Genomic DNA, 20,468 nt, shown 5'->3' on the forward strand with positions numbered 1-20,468 from the left:
GGTTAATCCCTAAAATAATAATTCCTTTGCCACCGCGAACACTACCATAGCGGAAATCATCTCGCGCGTGGTAAACATAATTTACAGATTCAACTTCCCGAAAATTGAGGGCGCGATATAAATACTGTCGGGAAAAATCCCCAGTGTTCGCCAAAGTTTCATATCAGTGTTGATTAAAACCAAATCTGCTTTGAGAAGTTTATGCAGTGCTGTTTGACTATCATAGAGAGAATCTAAAAAAGCTAATTGCATAAAAATCAGAATAGCTGCAAAAGCAATACCTAAAATCGCTACAACTAGGCGTAGTTTATAGCGAGTCAATTGCAACCAAGCTAAGGGGACTCTGCCCAAAAAATTCATGTAAACTTTTGTAATTCAAATCGAATAGATTAATCTTAAATTTCCCAATTTTATGCGTTTGCTATCACTGTATAGACATATCTTGCACCTAGCCCCGACGAATGGAATTCGCGGCTAAAAAAACAAGCGTTGCTGATTAAGAGGCAATACAGTTCAGTTAAAAAAATAGTTTGTAGAGAGGACTTTAGTCCTCATCTAAGGACTGAAGTCCTTACTACGAACTTTTCATTACTTCACAAACCCCAGATTTTAGCCTTAACTGAACCGTATTGGATTAAGAGGATGAATTTTGTTTCGCGCCTTTGCGCCTTTGCGCGAAACATCTATCGTTAACCTTGTGAAAAAAGCTTAATTAATCACGCATTTATGCAACGCCAAATTGTCTATTTTAAATTTGCACTTATTTTGTTTGTAATTGCTGCATCAACCAATTAGCGGCTGCGGTGTTAGTTTCTTGGGGTAATCTTTCTAGTGTTTGTTCAATCAGGGCGATGGGTAAACCAGTCAATACCTGAGAAACTTCGATCGCTTGATAGATACCTGTTGCAGTTAAACCAAATGCAAACAATCGCATTCCTTTAACATCAATTACCCAGTATTCGGCAATTCCTAAACTAGCGTAAAGTCGCTTTTGTTCATCCAAATCAATACCTAAAGTGGTATCAGCAATTTCTCCGACTAAATCAGGTAGACGATGACGATCAAGAATAATCCGACGTGGTTCACCTGGTTGCCATTTCGGAATATTTTGACCTTTGTACAATACTAAATCTGGCGCACAGGCGTGGGTTTCAGGATTTTCAATTAAACAGCGTCCGTAGGATTGCAATACTATCTCTGGGTGTAGGAACGCCCAGAAACCAAAAATTATGGTTATCAAATCGCTAAAAGAAGAATGTCCTAGTCCTTCTGTTCCCATATCAACCCACAACCATCCCTGATGAAATGCAATTTTACGCCAATCAAGATTCGGGTTATCTCGCACCTTCTCATAGTCTTGCCAAGTTGCATCATACTGCTGAAACACCAGAGAAGATTGGCTAAATTGTTCTAAGGAGATGGTCATTGCCAGACACCTTACAAGTCCGATGGAGTGTGATTTGCGATCGCCTCTATAATAACGCTTTCACCAGACACCAAGTTGAGGCGATCGCTCTGATTAAACCTGCAAAACTACTATCTTAGCTTGAGTAACGAAAGTCAAACTACATTTAACATAATACTTTAGCCTATTTCATTGCTGATGATGCGGCTCACTAAATGCAGGATTATTAATAAACTTTTCATCAGTCAAACTTTGTAGAAAGGCTATTAAATCTTGTCTCTCACTAGCAGATAAATCGAACCCAGAAATAAATTTACTTTTTAAAGGGTTTTGACTACCTATACCAGCAAACTGACCACTATGAATAGTTCTTCCACCGACTTTGTAATGGTCAATAACTTCTTCAAGAGTCGCAATACTCCCATCGTGCATATATGGAGCAGTCAAGGCAATATTTCGTAAACTCGGAGCTTTAAAGCGACCCATATCTGATGGTAGCGCAGTTATTTCATGAACACCAGTATTATTTGGTGGATAAGCTCCTTTACCATCAATGTTATAAAGTCCAGTGTTATGAAAAGCAATTTCTACAAAAGCTAATTTTTGATGTGTGACTGAATCTGTAAAATTAATCCCACCATGACAATGAAAGCATTCTAGGTTCTCACTGTTGAATAATTTCTCTCCTCGTTTAGCAGCAGCAGAAATGGCATTTTGCTCATTCCCAAACCGATAGCGGTCATAGGGAGAATTTACAGAAATTAAAGTCCGTTCAAAAGTAGCTATGGCTTTAGTTAAATTATTGAGACTAATTGCATCTTTAGTATTACCAAAAGCGGCTGTAAACATTTGTCGATATTGAGAGTCATCCCGCAGCATGGCTAATATTTGCTCTTCCTTTCCTGACATACCCATTTCTACTGGATGTTCCCCAAACATGGGTACCAGGGCTTGATGTTCTAAACTTGTCATGAAAGGGTTAGCCCAAGTCAAAACAGGATTGTAACCAATATTAGCCAGACTCATCGAACTACGGGGGTGTTTTTCTCCAGTCGCCCCTACAGCTACCGACTTACCGTCAGTAAAAGCCAGTGCTTGAATATGACAAGTAGCACAAGAAAATTCACCTGTGATTGATAAGCGTTTTTCATAAAATAGGTGTCGTCCTAATTCTACTTTTTCAGGACTCATGGGATTATCAACCGGCACAATTGGTTTTGGCATCCAAGCCGGAAGATTCCAGTTATATTCTGAAGTTGGGGATGCAGCCAAAACCCTACTCAGTCCGATAGACAAGCAAATAGATAACAGACAAATAATAGCTAGAGTTAACCAGCGAGTTAATTTCATCGGAAACAAGACAAAAAACAATCTGTTGACATACTCCCCCGTTTTCAAAACGGGGGATTCTAGGCTCAAACAGCAATTGCAGGCGTAGCCCGACTTACATCACCTAACCCAATGGTTGATGCCCCAACCATTTGAATATTACGTGCGGCGTTTTCGTCTCTCCCGTGAACGGACTGGCAGGAAGGACAACGCCACTCTCTAGCTGACAAATCAAGACTTTCTAGAATATGCCCACAGTGAGAACAGGTTTTAGAGCTTGGATACCATTGGTCGATGAAAACAACCAGTTTGTTTTTCTTTTTAGCCACCCATTCTAGTATTTGTATAAACTCACCAAAAGCCAAGTCTGATATTTTTCTGCCCCAAAGTCGTTGCATTCCCTTGAGGTTTAGAGTTTCAAAACAGAGAATATCGAATTTATCTGTTAGTTCATGGGCTAATTTCCAAAACCAATCACGCCGACGATTAGAAATATCTTCGTACTTGCGTACTAAATTCTTCCTGGCTCGTTCTCGATTAGATGACCCTTTTAATTTTTTGGAGTGCTGTCTACTAGCTTTGGTAATAGCGTTTAGGGATTGCTTGAAAAACTGGGGAGACTCGATTTTTGTACCGTCTGAGCAAGTGAGAAATGCCTTCAACCCAAAATCAAAACCAGCGATTTTACCCGTCTTAATCTCGACTTCTGGTTTACTGCCCTCATCAACGCCTCGGCTCCGCTCGGCGTTGACCCTGAGCGGAGCCGAAGGGTCAACCACAACAACCATAAACAACTCACCCAGTGGTGTTCGTTTTATAGTTAAAGTTTTGACAGTTCCCTCTATTTCTCTTGACTTCCAAAATTGATAAACTCGATTACCAATTTTTACTCTGTTGCTACCCAAAAACTTATAACCAGCTTGTTTAAGAGTGAATGATTTGTACTTCTTTACTTTCTTGAATCCTGGTGGTCTAACCCCCTTCTTATTATGTTTAAAAAACAATTGGTAGGCTTTCTCAATGCGTTGACAAATATCTTGTACTGCCTGAGAACCTACTGTCTGCCAAAATGAATTACGCTTTCTCAATTTGGCGATATGAGACTGAAGTTTTGCACAGCTTAAATGTTGACCCCACATCCGATAGTAGCGTTTGTGTAGGGCGATACAATGATTGTAGATTACCCCACTCGCGTTAATCATGCGCTTGAGGAATCTATTTCTTGTGTGCTGGTAGAGTTTAAACTTCAGAGTTTTCATGCTAGTATCATACCACAAATAATGTCATTATGACGGCATGAAAAAATTAACAGTTAGATGTTCAGATGAAGAATACGAGATCCTTGTGAAGTATTGTCGCAGCAAGGAGCGTAGTTTAAATGATATTCTCAGAGAATTAATCAGAACTTTGACGGACAAATAAATTTTTCCTGTTCGCGGCAGTTGAGCGTAGTCGAAACTTATATCCCCCGCATGAATGACGGGGGCTTTACGCATCACAACTCGTAAATACTATTCCAGTCTAAAAAATTTCTGTCTAGAGGCAGATTTACCTGCAAATGGTAGACCAAAATTTTCCATAATGCTGATACAGTCACGATCATCAGGTGATGACATACAACCAGGAGGGGTATTTGGTTGATTGACTGTTAAATTTGTGTTTGCTACCAACGCCGCCAAATCAGCAACAACGACATTTTTATTGGGATCAAATTTAGCAATGACGACTTTTGCAGTATTGGGGTTATTACACTTTGATGGTTTCTGACTACCTTCACTAGCTTGACACGCGGTACTACCCAAGTGAATAGGAAAACCGGAAGCCTGATGGTTTGGCTGATCATGCTTGACATTAGCACTATGCTTTGCGCTTTCCAAATCAATGCGTGCAAATTTGTACCCAAACAACCAATTCCACCATAATGAAGTGAGATTTAGGGGTGATTCGGCTGTTACGGAATCAGCGTGATTAAGATTGAAGGGAACACCCAAAGTAAATTGCAGTCCTTGATATTTGCCTTGGGGTACAGTACCAATTACTTGGTTTCTTGTCTCTACTGTCCCGTTAGCACAACTACCAGTTTTATTTTCAAAGTCCAGTAGGGCTACATTTTGGTATTGCCACTTGCCATCCTGGGTTAAGGTTAGGGGTGTAGCTTTGCCATTAATATCAATCAAAGCCACATCAGAGACATAGAAGCGGAAGTCAGAAGCAGTGACTTTGGTGGCTGGTTTTCCCAAAGTGTATACTTTGCCACACTCAAAGGGTTGTTGAGCAACTTTCGCGGCAAATTTAATCGTAATTTCTTGGTTTGGAGCAGCAGAGGCTAAACCTAGAGGATGATGAAAAATTATGGTGGTGGTAGTAGTAGCGATCGCAATTGTTGATAGCACACTCTTTGTTAGTTTGATAGCCAACTGCATCAGTTTCCCCAAGATTCACTCAAATGTCATGCTAAATCGCCACTAATCACCGCGTCAAATGACAATCTGTCAAACTCTGGGTTTCTTTTTTAGTCCCCTTGCGGGGAAAAGGTTGATGGAAACGCAACAATAAATCCTGTATCTGCTGCTCAATGGAGAAGTTTCAGTCCCCTTGCGGGGAAATAGTTGATGGAAACGATAATGCGCTACAATTGCCCAAAAAAGCAGATTTTGTGCAGTTTCAGTCCCCTTGCGGGGAAATAGTTGATGGAAACGTGACATGGAGTGAAGAAAGTATCAATAAAACAGATGTTTCAGTCCCCTTGCGGGGAAATGGTTGATGGAAACCTGCAAGCTACCAGCGTATAGGGAAATGAAAGCAGTGTTTCAGTCCCCTTGCGGGGAAATGGTTGATGGAAACTTAACAGTGGTTTGCGATCGCAGATGGTTTGTGTAGCGTTAGGTTTCAGTCCCCTTGCGGGGAAATGGTTGATGGAAACACTTTTCCCAACTGACTAAGGGATGTTCTGAGTTATGTTTCAGTCCCCTTGCGGGGAAATGGTTGATGGAAACTTGGTTTCATAGCTCACCTCCGTCTAACCATACAGTTTCAGTCCCCTTGCGGGGAAATGGTTGATGGAAACGTCAGGAAATTAGGTGATAGGTTAATGTATGTAGCTAATCGTTTCAGTCCCCTTGCGGGGAAATGGTTGATGGAAACTATAAATCCTGTGTGGTGAATTCGTATCTGTATCGTTTCAGTCCCCTTGCGGGGAAATGGTTGATGGAAACCGAAATCAGAGGAATGGTTGTAGATGAATTCCCTGAATGTTTCAGTCCCCTTGCGGGGAAATGGTTGATGGAAACTTTTGGTAAGCTTGGTTAGTTGTTGTCGTTTCATTGGCTGTTTCAGTCCCCTTGCGGGGAAATGGTTGATGGAAACAGTTAAAAGTCGCCGATGTCTACAACGACGATGGGAGTTTCAGTCCCCTTGCGGGGAAATGGTTGATGGAAACCCGTGTAGCGGTTTCCTCATTAGCTATACCCATGCACGTTTCAGTCCCCTTGCGGGGAAATGGTTGATGGAAACGACCCCTCAAATACTCAATCAATCGTTCCTGGTAAGTTTCAGTCCCCTTGCGGGGAAATGGTTGATGGAAACGTTTCATAGTTTAATAACGTCTGCGATCGCCTCGATGTTTCAGTCCCCTTGCGGGGAAATGGTTGATGGAAACTTTTGATTGTCTTCTAAGTTATCCGAAGACTGGACAATATGTTTCAGTCCCCTTGCGGGGAAATGGTTGATGGAAACTGCTCGGTACTGAAACTGAGATAGAGCAAGCTTCCTGGGAAGCATTTTGACGAATCGCAAAATTAGGTCGATTTCAGCCCGCCTTATTGCGAGTAATTCGCAACTTCCCGAATTATCGAAACGCTGTAATTATTATGTTGTCAAGGTTCTGGCGATTTTGACGAATCCCTGGGGTTTTTGACCCCGCTTCGACTTGTCAAACATCAAGCTGATTACCTAATCATAAGATGACTATTTGCTATTGTCGAGGATTTTTTAAAGTTGAACCAAAGTAAGCAAGATACAAACCTTACAGAAAGTCTATTTACATCAGGTTTTGAACAGAAAAATCACATAATTACAACTTAATCAAAATTAATCAGCAAAGCAGAAGTATAAGCTTTGACTTGCAAATCAATTCCAGTGATAGCTGTACCTACTACCACAGCATCAGCACCCAAATCTAAAGCCTTGCGCGCCATTTGCGGTGAAGAAATTCCACCTTCACAAATTACAGGAACGTCTAACTGTTCTACCATCTGCGTCAGCAATTCCCAACCAGGAGGAGATAAATCTTGAGTAACAGCAGTGTAACCGTAAAGAGTTGTCCCAACCATATCTGCACCAGCCGCCACCGCAAACTTTGCTGCGGCGATAGTGTCAACATCAGCCATGACAGGTTTACCCAGTTCCTCATGAATGCGAGTGATGATATCTGCTGTAGTCTCATCACCAGGACGCTTTCTAGTTGTGGCATCTATGGCAATGATATCAGCCCCCGCTTCCGCCACAGCAACAGCATGATGAAATTGCGGAGTAATGTACATATCATAGCCAGTGCTGATGTGCTTCCATAAACCAATAATTGGTGCTGTAATTTTTTGACGCACAGCACGAATATGATTTGGTGTATCGATACGCACACCCACAGCACCGTTATTGATAGCCGCTTCAGCCATTGCAGCAATTACCGATGGTTCATGCAGTGGTGAATCAATTGGTGCTTGACAAGAAACAATTAGTCCTTGATTGAAATCAGGAATTGGAAGTATTGACATTACAGTAGACTTCTTGCATAAATACTTCGGTTTTGCTAACAATACTATTTGAAAGCTCACGCATTCGCCCTTGGCGTTCCCGCAGGGTAGGCGCAAAGACGCAAAGAAGAACGCAGAAAGATAACTCTTGAATTTATATAGACATCTCCAATGACTATTGACTATTGACTATTGACTTAATGCTCCCATCTGCTGTGATGGTATCCAGACTGTAAAAATTGATCCTATACCTACTGTTGATTCTACTTCAATGCGTCCCCGATGTAGTTCTACTAACTGTTTTGTTAAGGCTAAACCTAGTCCTGTACCTTCGTAGCGGCGGCGATAGGGGGTGTCAAGTTGTTGAAATTTTTCAAATAGTCGCGGTAATTGGTTATCGGGAATACCAATACCTGTATCTTCAATTTGAAAAATAGCGGTGTCGTCTTCTACCCATAAACGTAAGGTGACGCTGCCGCCTTCTGGGGTAAATTTAATGGCGTTGGTTAATAAATTCCAGAGGATTTGTTCTACTCTGGTGACATCCGCAATGAAGCGATCGCGTTTGGGGTCAATTTGCAAGTCTAATTTTAAGGTGACTTGTTCAGCTTGAGCTTTCTCTAATAAGGATTCTAGAGTATTTTCGGCAATTTTGACTAAAGAAAATTCTCCCAGGTTTAATACGGCTTTACCTGCCTCAATTTGAGATAAATCGAGGATATCGTTAATCATTTCTAAAAGATGTTCGCCACTATCATGGATGGTTTGTAAATAATCCCGTTGTCGTTGACTCAATTCACCCAAAGGCCAGCGTAATAAAGTCGAAGACATACCTATTACGTAAGTCAATGGCGTGAGTAATTCATGGCTGATGGTGGCTAAAAATTCATTTCTCAGACGACTTGCGGCTTCGGCGGCGAGTAAAGCGTCTCTTAATGCCATTGTGCGTTCTATAACGCGTTGTTCTAAGGTTTGTTTTTCTTGAGTGAGCGATCGCATTAACTCTGACTGATGAATAGCGATCGCTAATTGTTCAGCAATGGAAATCAGTAAACTTTTATCACTCTCAGTCCACTGACGAGGATTGTAACATTGATGAGCAATCAATAAACCCCAGAGTTTATCTTCAAAAATAATCGGTGCGGCTAATTTAGCTCTGACTTGGCTTTGTCTGAGAAAATCTAAAAAACACCCTTCTAGAGCATAGGTTTTTTCTACATCATCCACAACTAGAGTAAAACCCTGACGATATTTTTCCCAACATGAGGAATTTTTACTAAAACAAGTTTTTTCCTGATAATCTAATACTGAGGGAATTGTCTCTGTAGCTCTAGCCTCATAAACGATACAACCCCCATAATTTTGTAATTTTGCTATGCCAGGATGTAGAGAATTATAATTATTGACTCGCGCCTTCTCAAATTTATATATTACTAATCTATCTAATTCTAAAAAATCTCTGACTTGGGCGATCGCCGTTGTCATAATTACTGACAAGTCTAGGCTTTTGCGGATTTGAGTCGTTACTTGATTTAGCAGTCTCTCTTGAGAAATTTGTTTTTTTAGGGCATCTTCTATCGGCTGACAACTATAAAACTCTGGTACATTTTTTAGTGTAGATGTTGTTGACTCTGATGTTGATTGTGGTAAAAAATATTCTAATAACAATAAGGAAAATTGACTTTGTAGGACAGCATCATTAGGTTGCAGAACTTGGCGATAGTTCTCTAAATGTTGATAAGTATAAGAATCACATCCAAACAAGTCTTGCAACTGCGAAATAAAGGAGGCGATCGCATCTAAATCAAATGTCAGCCTAGTATGGAGTAAAGAACCTGAAGCATGATCTCCATCCGTACTTAAAGGTAAAATTTCTTCCCATAACTGACTTTGTTGTTCTTGCTCACCTACAACCAAAGCACTAAAACGCTCAGATACTACTAACGTAAACCTCTGTCTTTCCCACTCCACAGGAACACGAACTCTAGACAAAATTGCCTCTGTCAGTACCAAAGCAGCAGTCTTCACTGCACGAGCCATTTGCTGCAACAATTCCCCAAGTTGATTAAATACAACTACAGGTAAACTTCGAGAAAAGCTCAAATCAGGAGAACTAAGCATTGTCAATAGCTGTGTAAGAGGGGTGGGGTGCTAGGCTGAAAATTTGTTTGATTATGTTCTAACCAACAGTTTAAAGCGGTAATACAGGATTATGCATCGTATAAGTACCACATCGGTAGGATTGAATCAGTCAGAAGGTGTCATTTTTTTAGAACAAACTCCAGCTAGCTTTGTTTTGATTACTGCTGCTGATACCGACATTCAAACCCTGGCGGCGGCAGTTCCCCAATTACCTGCAACATTTCCTGCTTTGAGAGTAGCCAATTTATTACTATTACAGCAACAAATAAGCATTGATACTTACGCTGAACAAGTTTTAGAACTTGCCCAAGTAATTATTTTACGCCTAATAGGAGGACGTTCCTATTGGACTTACGGTTTAGAAGTAGTGCAAGAAATTGTGCAACGTAATGGCATAAATTTAATTGTAATGCCAGGAGACGATGCTCTTGATCCTGAATTGTTTTCTCAGTCTACCTTGCCTGTGTCCACTGTTAATCAAATATGGCAGTATTTCCATGAAGGTGGCGTAGAAAATTTTGTTAATGCCCTGCAATTTATTAGCGATAAATGTCTAGCAACTGCATATAACCCAGCACCACCGCAAAGAGTTCCCCGTGTGGGTTTTTATTTGGGGGATTGGGGATTGGGGATTGGGGACTGGGGATTGGGGACTGGGGACTGGGGATTGGGGATTAGGGACTGGGGATTGGGGACTGGGGACAAAGAGAAAATTGCTACCTTGTCTATTCCCAATTCCCCATGCCCTATGCCCAAAGTCGGTATATTATTCTACCGCGCTCATTATTTGGCGGGGAACACTAAAGTTATTGATGCGTTGTGTGCGGCTTTATGTAGGAAAAACTTGCAGCCTTTACCGATATTTGTTTCTTCTTTGCGTGACCCTGAAGTGCAGGCAGAGTTGATGGAGTTTTTCCAACCCCAAGACTCAGAACAAGTTGCAGTATTACTGAACACCACAAGTTTTTCTTTAGCACGGTTAGATACAGAAACGCCCCAGACTGAACTATGGGAAAAATTGGATGTTCCTGTATTGCAAGTGATTTTGAGTGGCGGATTTTTAGAGCAGTGGTCAACACAATCACAAGGACTTTCTCCCCGTGATATTGCGATGAATGTCGCACTACCGGAAGTAGATGGTAGAATTATCAGCCGTGCAGTCTCTTTTAAGACAGTAGACACTCGGAATTCTGACTTAGAAACCGATGTGGTAGTGTATGAACCAGTTAGCGATCGCATTGAATTTGTCGCTCAACTAGCCGCTAATTGGGTGAAACTACGACAAAAACCACCCCAAGAACGCAAAATTGCCCTCATCTTAGCCAATTACCCCAACCGAGACGGACGTTTAGCCAACGGTGTCGGCTTAGATACACCAGCCAGTTGTATAGAAATCCTCCAAGCCTTACAGCAAAGCGGCTATATAGTAGAAAATCCCCCCACTAATAGTGACGAATTAATCACCCGTTTAACATCTGGTGTCACCAATGACCCAGAAGGTAGAGACTGGCGACCAGTACAGCAAAGCCTCTCCGTAGAAGAATATCAAGCCTATTTCGCCTCTTTACCCACAGCCGTACAGCAGGGTATTGGGGAGAGATGGGGGGTTGGGGAATGGGGACTGGGGACTGGGGACTGGGGACTGGGAGACAAGGGGGACAAGGGGGACAAGGAAAATTTTACCCCAATGCCCAATGCCCAATTCCCCATGCCCCATGCCCCATGCCCAATTCCTGGTATTCAACTCGGTAATGTATTCGTCGGTATTCAGCCATCACGGGGTTATGACCTTGACCCCAGTGTGAATTATCACGCGCCGGATTTAGAACCGACTCATAACTATTTAGCTTTTTATTATTGGGTGCGGGAATGTTTTGGGGCTGATGCTATTGTCCACGTAGGAAAACACGGGAATTTAGAATGGCTTCCTGGTAAGAGTTTGGCATTATCTAATACCTGTTACCCCGAAGTCGCCTTTGGTGCAATGCCTCACTTGTATCCATTTATTGTCAATGACCCAGGTGAAGGTTCACAAGCCAAACGTCGCGCCCAAGCTGTGATTATCGACCATCTCACACCCCCGATGACTCGCGCTGAACTTTACGGGGCTTTGCAAAAACTGGAAAATTTAATTGATGAATATTATGAAGCCGAAAGTTTAGATCCTTCCCGTTTACCTACATTGCGCGATCGCATCCAACAACTAATCATCCAAGAAAATCTTTATCAAGATTTAGGGATTAAAGACGAAAAAGACATTTTGAACTCAATAGATGGTTATCTATGCGAATTAAAAGAAGCACAAATTCGCGATGGTTTACACATTTTTGGGCAATGTCCCCAAGGTAGACAATTACGGGATTTAATTATAGCGATCGCCCGCATTCCTAACCGCCATTCCCCAGGAATTACCAGAGTCTTAGCCAACGCTTGGGGTTTAGAAATCGACCCCCTTGCAGCCGATTTCAGCAGCGAATTATCCCCAACCGACAAACAAATCCTAGCCCAAAAAACCCCCCATCCCTGCCGCACCGCAGGCGATGCTGTGAGCATCCTGGAAGAGTATGCAGCCGTGTTAGTAGAAGAAATGATGAGGCAGGGGGGCAGGGGGCAGGGAGCAGGGGGAGAGTTTTTGCCCAATCCCCAATTCCCCATGCCCCATGCCCCATGCCCAATTCCCAATTCCCTAAACTGGATTAGTACCAAACTCCTCCCCGCTTTACAACAAACCCAGATGGAAATCACAAATTTGCTGCGGGGATTGGATGGAAAATACGTCCCTAGCGCACCATCAGGCGCACCTACTAGGGGTAGACCAGAGGTTTTACCCACAGGCAGAAACTTTTACGCAGTGGATATTCGCGCCATCCCTACAGAAACAGCTTGGGATGTAGGCAGAAAAGCCGCCGAAAACTTGATTGAATCCTACACTCAAGAACACGGAGAGTATCCCAAAACACTAGGTTTATCCGTGTGGGGAACAGCCACCATGCGGACTGGTGGGGATGATATCGCTGAGGCGTTAGCTTTACTAGGTGTTAGACCCGTGTGGGATGGAGCAGCACGGCGAGTCATCGACTTAGAAATTTTGCCTTTGAGTATTTTGGGAAGACCCCGTGTCGATGTCACCTTACGCATTTCCGGCTTTTTCCGTGATGCCTTTCCCAACTTAATCGATTTATTTGACCAAGCCGTCAACGCCGTCGCTGCCCTAGACGAACCCCCAGAACAAAATCCTTTAGCTGCCCAAGTCCAACAAGAAACTGAGTTTTGGTTACAACAAGGCTTAAGTGTAGAAACAGCAATAGAGCGATCGCACTATCGCATCTTCGGTTCTAAACCAGGTGCTTACGGCGCAGGACTCCAAGGCTTAATGGACTCTCAAAACTGGCAAACCGACCAAGATTTAGCCCAAGCTTACATTAACTGGAGTTCTTACGCCTATTCTTCCAAGAGGAAAGAGGCAGGGGGGCAGGGGGCAGGGGGCAGGGGGCAGGGAGCAGGGGAGCAGGGGAGCAGGGGAGCAGAGGAGACAACAACACTCAGCAATCCCCAGTCCCCAATCCCCAGTCCCCAATCCCCAGTCCCCAACCCCGAAGCCTTCACCCAAAGATTAGCCCAAATGCAAATTGTGCTGCACAACCAAGACAACCGCGAACATGATTTGCTCGATTCTGATGATTACTATCAGTTTCAAGGTGGTTTAACAGTGGCGGTGCGGTCTATTCAAGGCCAAAATCCTGAAACTTATTTCGGTGACAATTCCATTCCATCTCAACCACGCGTCCGCCAACTCAAAACGGAAATTGCACGGGTGTACCGTTCCCGTGTAGTTAATCCCAAATGGATTGAAGGGATGATGCGCCACGGCTACAAAGGTGCATTTGAAATGTCAGCAACTGTGGATTTTTTATTTGCTTATGATGCCACGGCTAGATGTGTGGAAGACTTTATGTATCAAGGTGTGATGCAAGCTTATTTACTTGATCCAGTAGTTTGTGATTTTCTTCAAAATAAAAATCCCCATGCTCTACGTGATATTGCGGAAAAATTATTAGAGTCACACAAGCGCGGTTTATGGCAGGATGTAAATATACAAACACTAGAAAATTTACGCAGTTTAGTACATCAAGCTGAAGCATCGATTGAAGAAAAGTAAGTGGTGTAAGAACTATGGACAATATCGCGTATTTATATCTAGCTTCCGCCTACGAAGGAAACGATAGTGAGTTTGTTTCTTTTACCCCCCTATTAGATAAGGCTACGTTACCTAATTGGCAACGTCTTTCTAGCAGGGCTTGGAAGCATATGTTACCTCTTGCTCTGACATTAGCAGTTTTAAGCAGTGTTAGCAGCGTCTGGGCATTAGAAAGAGGAGATCAAGGGCCATCCGTCAGAAATCTCCAAGAAAAGCTACGCAACGCAGGTTTTTATCGTGAACAAATTACCCAAGTTTACGATTTTAATACAGAGGCGGCTGTGCGGAGTTTTCAAGCAGCAGCAGGTTTACCTGTTGATGGTATTGTCGGTACCAGCACTTTGGAAAGATTGGATAAATGGCCGTCAGCGACAGTCATTAGTCAACCACTCACAGCTACCCCTGTAAGTAATGGGACAACCACCAGACAAACTACCACGAACAATACACAAACTCGCACTAGTACCACGGCTACTACACGTCCCAGACAAACCAGCACTACCGCCAATACTCGTCCTACACAGACTACAGTAGTTAATTCTGTCACTACAAAACGCCAAAATCCCAACTATCTTGCTTCCGGTGATGAAGGCCAAGATGTGAGAATTCTGCAAGAACGTCTACGAGTGGCGGGGTTTTATTACGGTAACGCCACAGGCATTTTCGGCCCGGTGACTCAAGAAGCTGTTAAAAGGTTTCAAACTGCCTACAAACTAGACGCTGATGGGGTTGTAGGGCCAGCGACACTAGCGAAATTACCTCGACTGGGTGTAGGTGGTAGAACTGCTCCCCCTAGACAGACAGCTAATACTAGCACGGCTAACAATAGCACCACTAATACCAGTAAGGATCAACTCAAAATGGGCGATCGCGGTGAAGCGGTGCGAGTCTTACAAGAACAATTAATCCAAGCCGGGTATTTGCAGGGACAACCCAATGGCTATTTTGGCTCTTACACCGCAGATGCTGTTAAAAGATTTCAAGCCGAAAACTATTTAGCTGTCAGTGGCGTTGCTGGCCCCACTACCAGAGCTAAATTGTATAGCTTAGTCAACAAAACACCAAAAGGCGATTTTAGTGTTTTAGAAATCCAACGCAGACTGCAAGCCAGAGGATTCTATAAAGGTCAACTAAACGGACTAATGGCAGAAGATACCAAAAATGCCATTAGACTAGCACAAGAATTCTATGGCATCAGCCTCAACGATATTAGAAGTGGACGCTTTTAGCACCCACTTCCGTATTTGCTTTGTATCAATTTGTAACAGTTGATTTACCTCCACATAGTAATTTGCAATAGACTATGCCCTGCTACGCTCACAAGACTCAAAAACTTATACCGTTTTGGATTTAGATTTTGGATTTTGGATTGTGTAATGCTTTACTGGGAAGCTTTTGGGCAATCCATTTGTCGCCATCATTTTTCAAATTGGTATTAGATGCAGCAAGATTTGTCTGACTCACATCTGTTACTTGTTTTTAGGCAATCGGTATGAGGCGAAAAGCTAATCGGATCGGCAATTAATAATTAATATTTAATTTACTTGTGCTTTTTGCCTTCTACCTTCTTGTAATGAGGGCTAAAGCGGCATTAAAGCCCGTTGACATTTGGGACACACTGCATGGATTGTCATTTGGCAGTCAAGCAGATGAAATCCTTCTTTTTGAGCAGTTTTAGCTCCAATTTTTAAAATAGAGTCATTTTTAAACTCAATTGTGGAGTTACAACGTACACAAATTAAGTGATGATGGTGATGGGGGTAAGGTTGATTGATTTCATAGTGCTTATGCCCTTCTCCCAATTCCAGTTCCCTTAAGATCCCCATCCGCGCCATCAATTTCAAAGTGCGGTAGATAGTAGAAAGGCTAATTCCTTCACCATCACCTTCTAGGCGGTGGTATAAATCCTCAGCACTTAAGTGTTCGCCTTGAGGTAGTTCTTGGAAGATATGTAATATAGTTTCTCGCTGGGGAGTTAAACGCCAACCACGTTCGTTTAATTCTGCCTTGAGTGAAGTAGTTGTGTAGACAGTCATACTAATTTTTCTCAACAAAGCCTATTAATTGAGAATATAGCAAATGTTTTGATCGGTTTGCAACAATCATTGCTTATTGAGAATAATTATTAAGCTTTTTAAAATAACTGATGAAGCTTACAAGATAAATTATAAAAAGTTTGATCCCCAATTTGAATATTTCTGCCAAAAATAATTGTGTTGTTACACAAGTTATTTTTGGCAGAAATTTCTAATAAGCAATGACTGCTTATGTATCTGGGGATCAAAGGATGTATATGCAAATAAATAGTCAATAGTCAACAATCTATAGTATAAGTTTTGTTCACTATTGACTATTGACCGTTGACTATTAATTAACTCAAAGATTCCAAGTAATCGCGGATTAAGTTACGGCGTTTGGGTTGACGCAACTTCTGTAAAGCTTTCGATTCAATTTGGCGGACGCGTTCCCGTGATAAATCCAAGGCGCGACCAATTTCAGCCAGTGAGTAAGGATGACCATCAGCTAAACCAAACCGCATGAGGATGACATCTCGCTCCCGACTAGTTAAGTCTGCTAATAAATGTTGCAAGTCTCTTTGTAGAGATTCTCGCATTAACATTTCTTCAGGAGTAACACCATCGGTTTCTAATAATTCACCGAGTTCGGTATCCTTATCTTTACCAACTTTAGTTTCTAAAGAAACAGAACGAGGTACTCTTAATAGAACTTCCCGTACTTGAGTTGGTGTCATTTCTAACTCAATGGCCAAGTCTTCTAAAGTCGGAGTGCGACCTTTTTCTTGAGCAATTTTGCGTTGAGCCTTTTTAATTTTGTTGAGCTTTTCTGTGATGTGGACAGGCAGGCGAATTGTGCGGCTAGAAGTGGCGATCGCTCTAGTGATTCCTTGACGAATCCACCAGTAAGCATAGGTACTAAAGCGATAACCCTTGGTAGGATCAAATTTTTCCACCGCCCTTTCTAAACCAAGAGTCCCTTCTTGGACTAAATCTAGTAATTCCAAACCACGATTTTGGTATTTCTTCGCCACCGACACAACCAAACGCAGATTTGCCTTGATCATGTGTTCTTTGGCTTGTAAACCGTTAGATTGGATTTGTTCCAATTCTTCAACGGTCATTTTGGCAATTTCTGCCCAACGACGCTTACCTTCAGATAAAATCGGCTTTAGGTCAGTTACCTTCACACCAGCCGTAGCAGCCCATCTTTCCAAAGAAGGACGGTGTCCTAACTCCGATGCTAAACGCTCTTGAACTTCAATTAAGTTAAGATAGGGAGTGGCGACTGCATCTCCTTGTTTAGCTGCATTAGCTAACACTGTCCGCAATTTAAGGTAACGCTGGACTTTTTGGGCTTCGGAAACCTCTTCGTCGCGTCCTAACAACCGAACTCGGCCTATTTCCTGAAGATATAGACGTACCAAGTCTGTACTGCGACGGTTACTGTTAGCAGCAAAATTATTGGGGTCAGCCGCAGCAATTTCCAAATCATGGAGATCGTCAGCCAAAAACTCACCATCATCAACCGTCAGATCAGGTTCTAACATCTGGCGGGATTTAGGGGTATTGTAGGCGGCATCTGCGTAAAAAGATGTTGCTGGCATAAAATCGTCTCTATGGCTCCAGGTAACAATAGATTGCGGTCAGCTATTGAAATTTAACTGTTGCTATTGTTCCCGTGATTTTAGATGATCTAACACGGTTGAGAATTCCAGTAATGTTTTTTTGCAAAACAAATTACTGGTTCTGGCAAGCATTAACACCGAACTAAGCTCGGTTGCTAAACTTTTGATTGAACCAATAGCTATTCAAATCCACAATTAGGCTTTAGATTCTGAACTACCGAGTCAGCTTTTCAAACATCAGGGATATTAGTTGCTACTTTAGGATTTTGTATAAACATCATTCAGTGGAAATCATGTTTATCATTGGTATAGTCACATCTACATGGATATGAAACTGTTTTCCTGACGATTTTCTAATTTTTTTCTAGGGATTTTTGAGGAACAATGAGAGGTAACATATAATTCCAGAGGTTCAAGTGGTCTGTTACAACTGATACTTTCAACAATCAAATTGTTCACAATTAGCAATTTTTCATCAACACTTCATACTTAGTTCGGATTACATCAATATTTCTTCATTTTGTTAACTAAGGGTGTGGGGGTTTAGGGGTGTGAGGGTGTGAGGGTGTAAGGGTGTAAGGGTTTAGGGGAAAAATTAATAACTGTTGACTGTTGACTATTGACTACTGACCATTGACCATTGACTATTCCGGTTTAATATTACGAAGCATCAGTTCTTCGAGGGCTTGTCTAGGAGTGACATCACCTTGTAACAATCGGTAAACCTGCTCGGTAATAGGAATAACTATGTTTTTCTGTCTGGCTAGTTGGACTAATACCTGACAAGTGTTTACTCCTTCAGCTGTTCCTGGTAGATGGGAGAGAATTTCTGTAAGTGACTTACCGCTAGCTAGTTGATAGCCGACTTGGTAGTTACGACTTAAAGGACTATTGCAGGTGGCTAACAAATCTCCTAGACCAGATAAACCATAAAAGGTTTCCGTTTTTGCGCCCCAGTAATTGCCGATGCGAACCATTTCTGTGAGTCCGCGAGTGACTAAAGCGGCTTTGGCGTTAGTTCCCAAATGTAAACCGTCACAAACTCCAGCTGCGATCGCAATTACGTTTTTGAGTGTACCGCCTAATTCCACACCTACGGGGTCAGCATTGGTATAGACGCGAAACCGCGCAGAAGAAAATACCAGCTGCACTTTTTCGGCGGCTGTTGTGTCACGACTAGCAACAACCGAAGCAGCTGGTAATGATTGTTCAATTTCTTTCGATAAATTTGGCCCCGACAGCACCACAACTGCATGATCAGGAAAAGTTGATTGCCAAATTTGCGACGGCGTAAAGATGGTTTGTGGTTCTAGTCCTTTTGTTGCCGTCACAAAGATAGTGGTAGGTGAAGGGGTGAAAGAATGTACTTGAGATGCAACATCTCTCACACCCTTCATCGAAATTGCAGAAAGAACAATTTCAGCATCTTGTAAAACCTCTGCCAAGGTGGCAGATCCCTGGCGTGACCACATACGAACTCTATGGCCGTTTTCTGCTGCTAACTTTGCTAAAGCTGCACCCCAAGCACCTGCACCCAAAATTGCGACTGTATTTCCTTGCACCTTTAAAATTCAAAATTCAAAATTCAAAATTCAAAATACTCTACGAGAAAGCTTACGCCTACAAAATTCCAAATACTCAACACTCAGCATTCAACACTCAGCACTCAATACTCAGCACTCACCACTCACCACTCTCTGGCGTGGATAGCGTTCCATCAGTTCCCGCACCTGTTCAGCATGGTAAGAACTTCTGGTTAGGGGTGATGCTACAACTTGCAAAAATCCTAATTCTTCACCATAAGCTTGCCAAGCTGCAAATTGTTCTGGTGTGATAAAGCCTTGTACTTGCAAGTGTTTTTGGCTCGGTTGGAGATACTGCCCGATAGTCAAAATATCACAATCTACAGAGCGTAAGTCTTGCATAACTTGACGAACTTCGGCATCAGTTTCACCCAATCCGACCATAATCCCAGATTTGGTGTACAACCAAGGTGCAAGTTGACGACTGAGTTTAAGTAATTCTAGTGTGCGATCGTAATTACCTTGAGGTCGCACCCGTTTATATAACCTTGGAACTGTTTCTGTGTTGTGGTTTAATACCTCTGGTGCAGCTTGGAGAATTATCTCTAAAGCATTCCAGTTACCGCATAAATCAGGAATTAACACTTCAATTGTAGTGTTTGGTGAAACTTTCCGCACAGATTCAATACACTGTACAAATTGAGCCGCACCACCATCTGGTAAATCATCTCTATTCACAGAGGTAATCACCACATGATTCAGTTTCATCCGGCGTACAGCTTCGGCTAATCGTGCTGGTTCTGTAGGATCTAAAGCTTTGGGTTTTTTGTCAAAGTCGATATCACAATAAGGACAAGCACGAGTACAAGCCGGCCCCATAATTAAAAATGTAGCCGTTCCAGCTTGGAAGCATTCCCCAATATTAGGACAAGACGCTTCTTCGCAAACTGTATTGAGTGCTAAATCTCGTAAAATCTCTTTAACATTGCCAACGCGCTCCCATTGAGGAGCTTTTACTCGCAACCAGTCTGGTTTAACTGTCACAATCCGCCCTTACCACTCAAAGTTGTACAAATCTAATCCTAGCAAGCAAATTCCTCGCTGAAGACATTTCACTATATCTATATATATGGGGGAATGGGGAATGGGGAATGGGGACTGGGGATTGGGGACTGGGGACTGGGGACTGGGAACAAGGGAGATAAAACTAATGACTAATGACTAATGACTAATGACTAATGACTAATGACTAATGACTAATGACTAATGACTAATGACTAATGACTAATGACTATTGACCATTGACTATTGACTATTGACTATTGACTATTGACTATTGACTATTGACTATTGACTATTCAGAATTTGTGCTATGTTTAGGAGTGTGTGAAAATTTACGGGATGTAGCGCAGCTTGGTAGCGCACTTCGTTCGGGACGAAGGGGCCGCTGGTTCGAATCCAGTCATCCCGATTGTTG

13 protein-coding genes, 1 tRNA gene and 1 CRISPR repeat array are annotated in these 20,468 nt (G+C 42.3%); of the genes, 4 read left to right on the forward strand and 10 right to left on the reverse strand.

Annotated elements, in window-relative coordinates; translation table 11 throughout:
* Positions 1 to 760: 760 nt before the first annotated feature.
* The 3 genes from CV014_RS23745 to CV014_RS23755 all read right to left on the reverse strand — a co-directional run bounded on the left by CV014_RS23745 (position 761) and on the right by CV014_RS23755 (position 3,993).
* A complete protein-coding gene (locus tag CV014_RS23745; RefSeq protein WP_236144276.1) occupies positions 761 to 1,426 on the reverse strand; it encodes a Uma2 family endonuclease in 666 nt (221 codons plus the stop codon).
* Between the two features lie 168 nt (positions 1,427 to 1,594).
* A complete protein-coding gene (locus CV014_RS23750) occupies positions 1,595 to 2,755 on the reverse strand; it encodes a methanobactin export MATE transporter MbnM (protein WP_236144277.1) in 1,161 nt (386 codons plus the stop codon).
* A gap of 65 nt (positions 2,756 to 2,820) precedes the next feature.
* Positions 2,821 to 3,993: an RNA-guided endonuclease InsQ/TnpB family protein gene (locus CV014_RS23755; protein WP_236144278.1), complete on the reverse strand. Its 1,173-nt coding sequence runs from the start codon at positions 3,991 to 3,993 to the stop codon at positions 2,821 to 2,823.
* 37 nt (positions 3,994 to 4,030) lie between these two features.
* Here CV014_RS23755 and CV014_RS23760 point away from each other — a divergent pair, with 37 nt between their 5' ends.
* Positions 4,031 to 4,156 (forward strand): ribbon-helix-helix protein, CopG family, encoded by a 126-nt coding sequence (locus CV014_RS23760; RefSeq protein ID WP_236144279.1) that lies wholly within the window; start codon positions 4,031 to 4,033, stop codon positions 4,154 to 4,156.
* A gap of 89 nt (positions 4,157 to 4,245) precedes the next feature.
* Here the strand turns inward: CV014_RS23760 and CV014_RS23765 are convergent, their stop codons facing one another.
* The 3 genes from CV014_RS23765 to CV014_RS23775 form a co-directional block, all read right to left on the reverse strand.
* Complete coding sequence (locus CV014_RS23765; RefSeq protein WP_236144280.1) at positions 4,246 to 5,127, reverse strand: MbnP family copper-binding protein; 882 nt, start codon at positions 5,125 to 5,127, stop codon at positions 4,246 to 4,248.
* 116 nt (positions 5,128 to 5,243) lie between these two features.
* Positions 5,244 to 6,469: a CRISPR direct-repeat array (repeat unit 37 nt; unit sequence GTTTCAGTCCCCTTGCGGGGAAATGGTTGATGGAAAC).
* Positions 6,470 to 6,813: 344 nt separating this feature from the next.
* Positions 6,814 to 7,506, reverse strand: a complete 693-nt coding sequence (locus CV014_RS23770) for an N-acetylmannosamine-6-phosphate 2-epimerase (RefSeq protein ID WP_236144281.1) — start codon at positions 7,504 to 7,506, stop codon at positions 6,814 to 6,816.
* Between the two features lie 168 nt (positions 7,507 to 7,674).
* Entirely contained in the window at positions 7,675 to 9,606 is a 1,932-nt protein-coding gene (locus CV014_RS23775) for a GAF domain-containing sensor histidine kinase (RefSeq protein WP_236144282.1), read from the reverse strand.
* A 91-nt stretch (positions 9,607 to 9,697) separates the two neighbouring features.
* Here CV014_RS23775 and cobN point away from each other — a divergent pair, with 91 nt between their 5' ends.
* A complete protein-coding gene (gene cobN / locus CV014_RS23780) occupies positions 9,698 to 13,786 on the forward strand; it encodes a cobaltochelatase subunit CobN (protein WP_236144283.1) in 4,089 nt (1,362 codons plus the stop codon).
* A gap of 14 nt (positions 13,787 to 13,800) precedes the next feature.
* Positions 13,801 to 15,054: a peptidoglycan-binding domain-containing protein gene (locus CV014_RS23785; RefSeq protein WP_236144284.1), complete on the forward strand. Its 1,254-nt coding sequence runs from the start codon at positions 13,801 to 13,803 to the stop codon at positions 15,052 to 15,054.
* 351 nt (positions 15,055 to 15,405) lie between these two features.
* Here CV014_RS23785 and CV014_RS23790 read toward each other — a convergent pair whose 3' ends face one another.
* The 4 genes from CV014_RS23790 to lipA form a co-directional block, all read right to left on the reverse strand.
* Positions 15,406 to 15,861, reverse strand: a complete 456-nt coding sequence (locus CV014_RS23790) for a Fur family transcriptional regulator (RefSeq protein WP_103138055.1) — start codon at positions 15,859 to 15,861, stop codon at positions 15,406 to 15,408.
* Positions 15,862 to 16,196: 335 nt separating this feature from the next.
* Complete coding sequence (sigC, locus tag CV014_RS23795; RefSeq protein WP_236144285.1) at positions 16,197 to 17,447, reverse strand: RNA polymerase sigma factor SigC; 1,251 nt, start codon at positions 17,445 to 17,447, stop codon at positions 16,197 to 16,199.
* 665 nt (positions 17,448 to 18,112) lie between these two features.
* Positions 18,113 to 19,030 (reverse strand): NAD(P)H-dependent glycerol-3-phosphate dehydrogenase, encoded by a 918-nt coding sequence (locus CV014_RS23800; RefSeq protein WP_236144286.1) that lies wholly within the window; start codon positions 19,028 to 19,030, stop codon positions 18,113 to 18,115.
* Positions 19,031 to 19,141: 111 nt separating this feature from the next.
* Positions 19,142 to 20,035: a lipoyl synthase gene (gene lipA, locus CV014_RS23805; protein ID WP_236144287.1), complete on the reverse strand. Its 894-nt coding sequence runs from the start codon at positions 20,033 to 20,035 to the stop codon at positions 19,142 to 19,144.
* Positions 20,036 to 20,388: 353 nt separating this feature from the next.
* Here lipA and CV014_RS23810 point away from each other — a divergent pair.
* A tRNA-Pro gene (locus tag CV014_RS23810) sits at positions 20,389 to 20,462 on the forward strand.
* Positions 20,463 to 20,468 lie beyond the last annotated feature (6 nt).

Source organism: Nostoc sp. CMAA1605 (assembly GCF_021596505.1).
In the GTDB taxonomy this organism is placed as follows: Bacteria; Cyanobacteriota; Cyanobacteriia; order Cyanobacteriales; family Nostocaceae; genus Trichormus.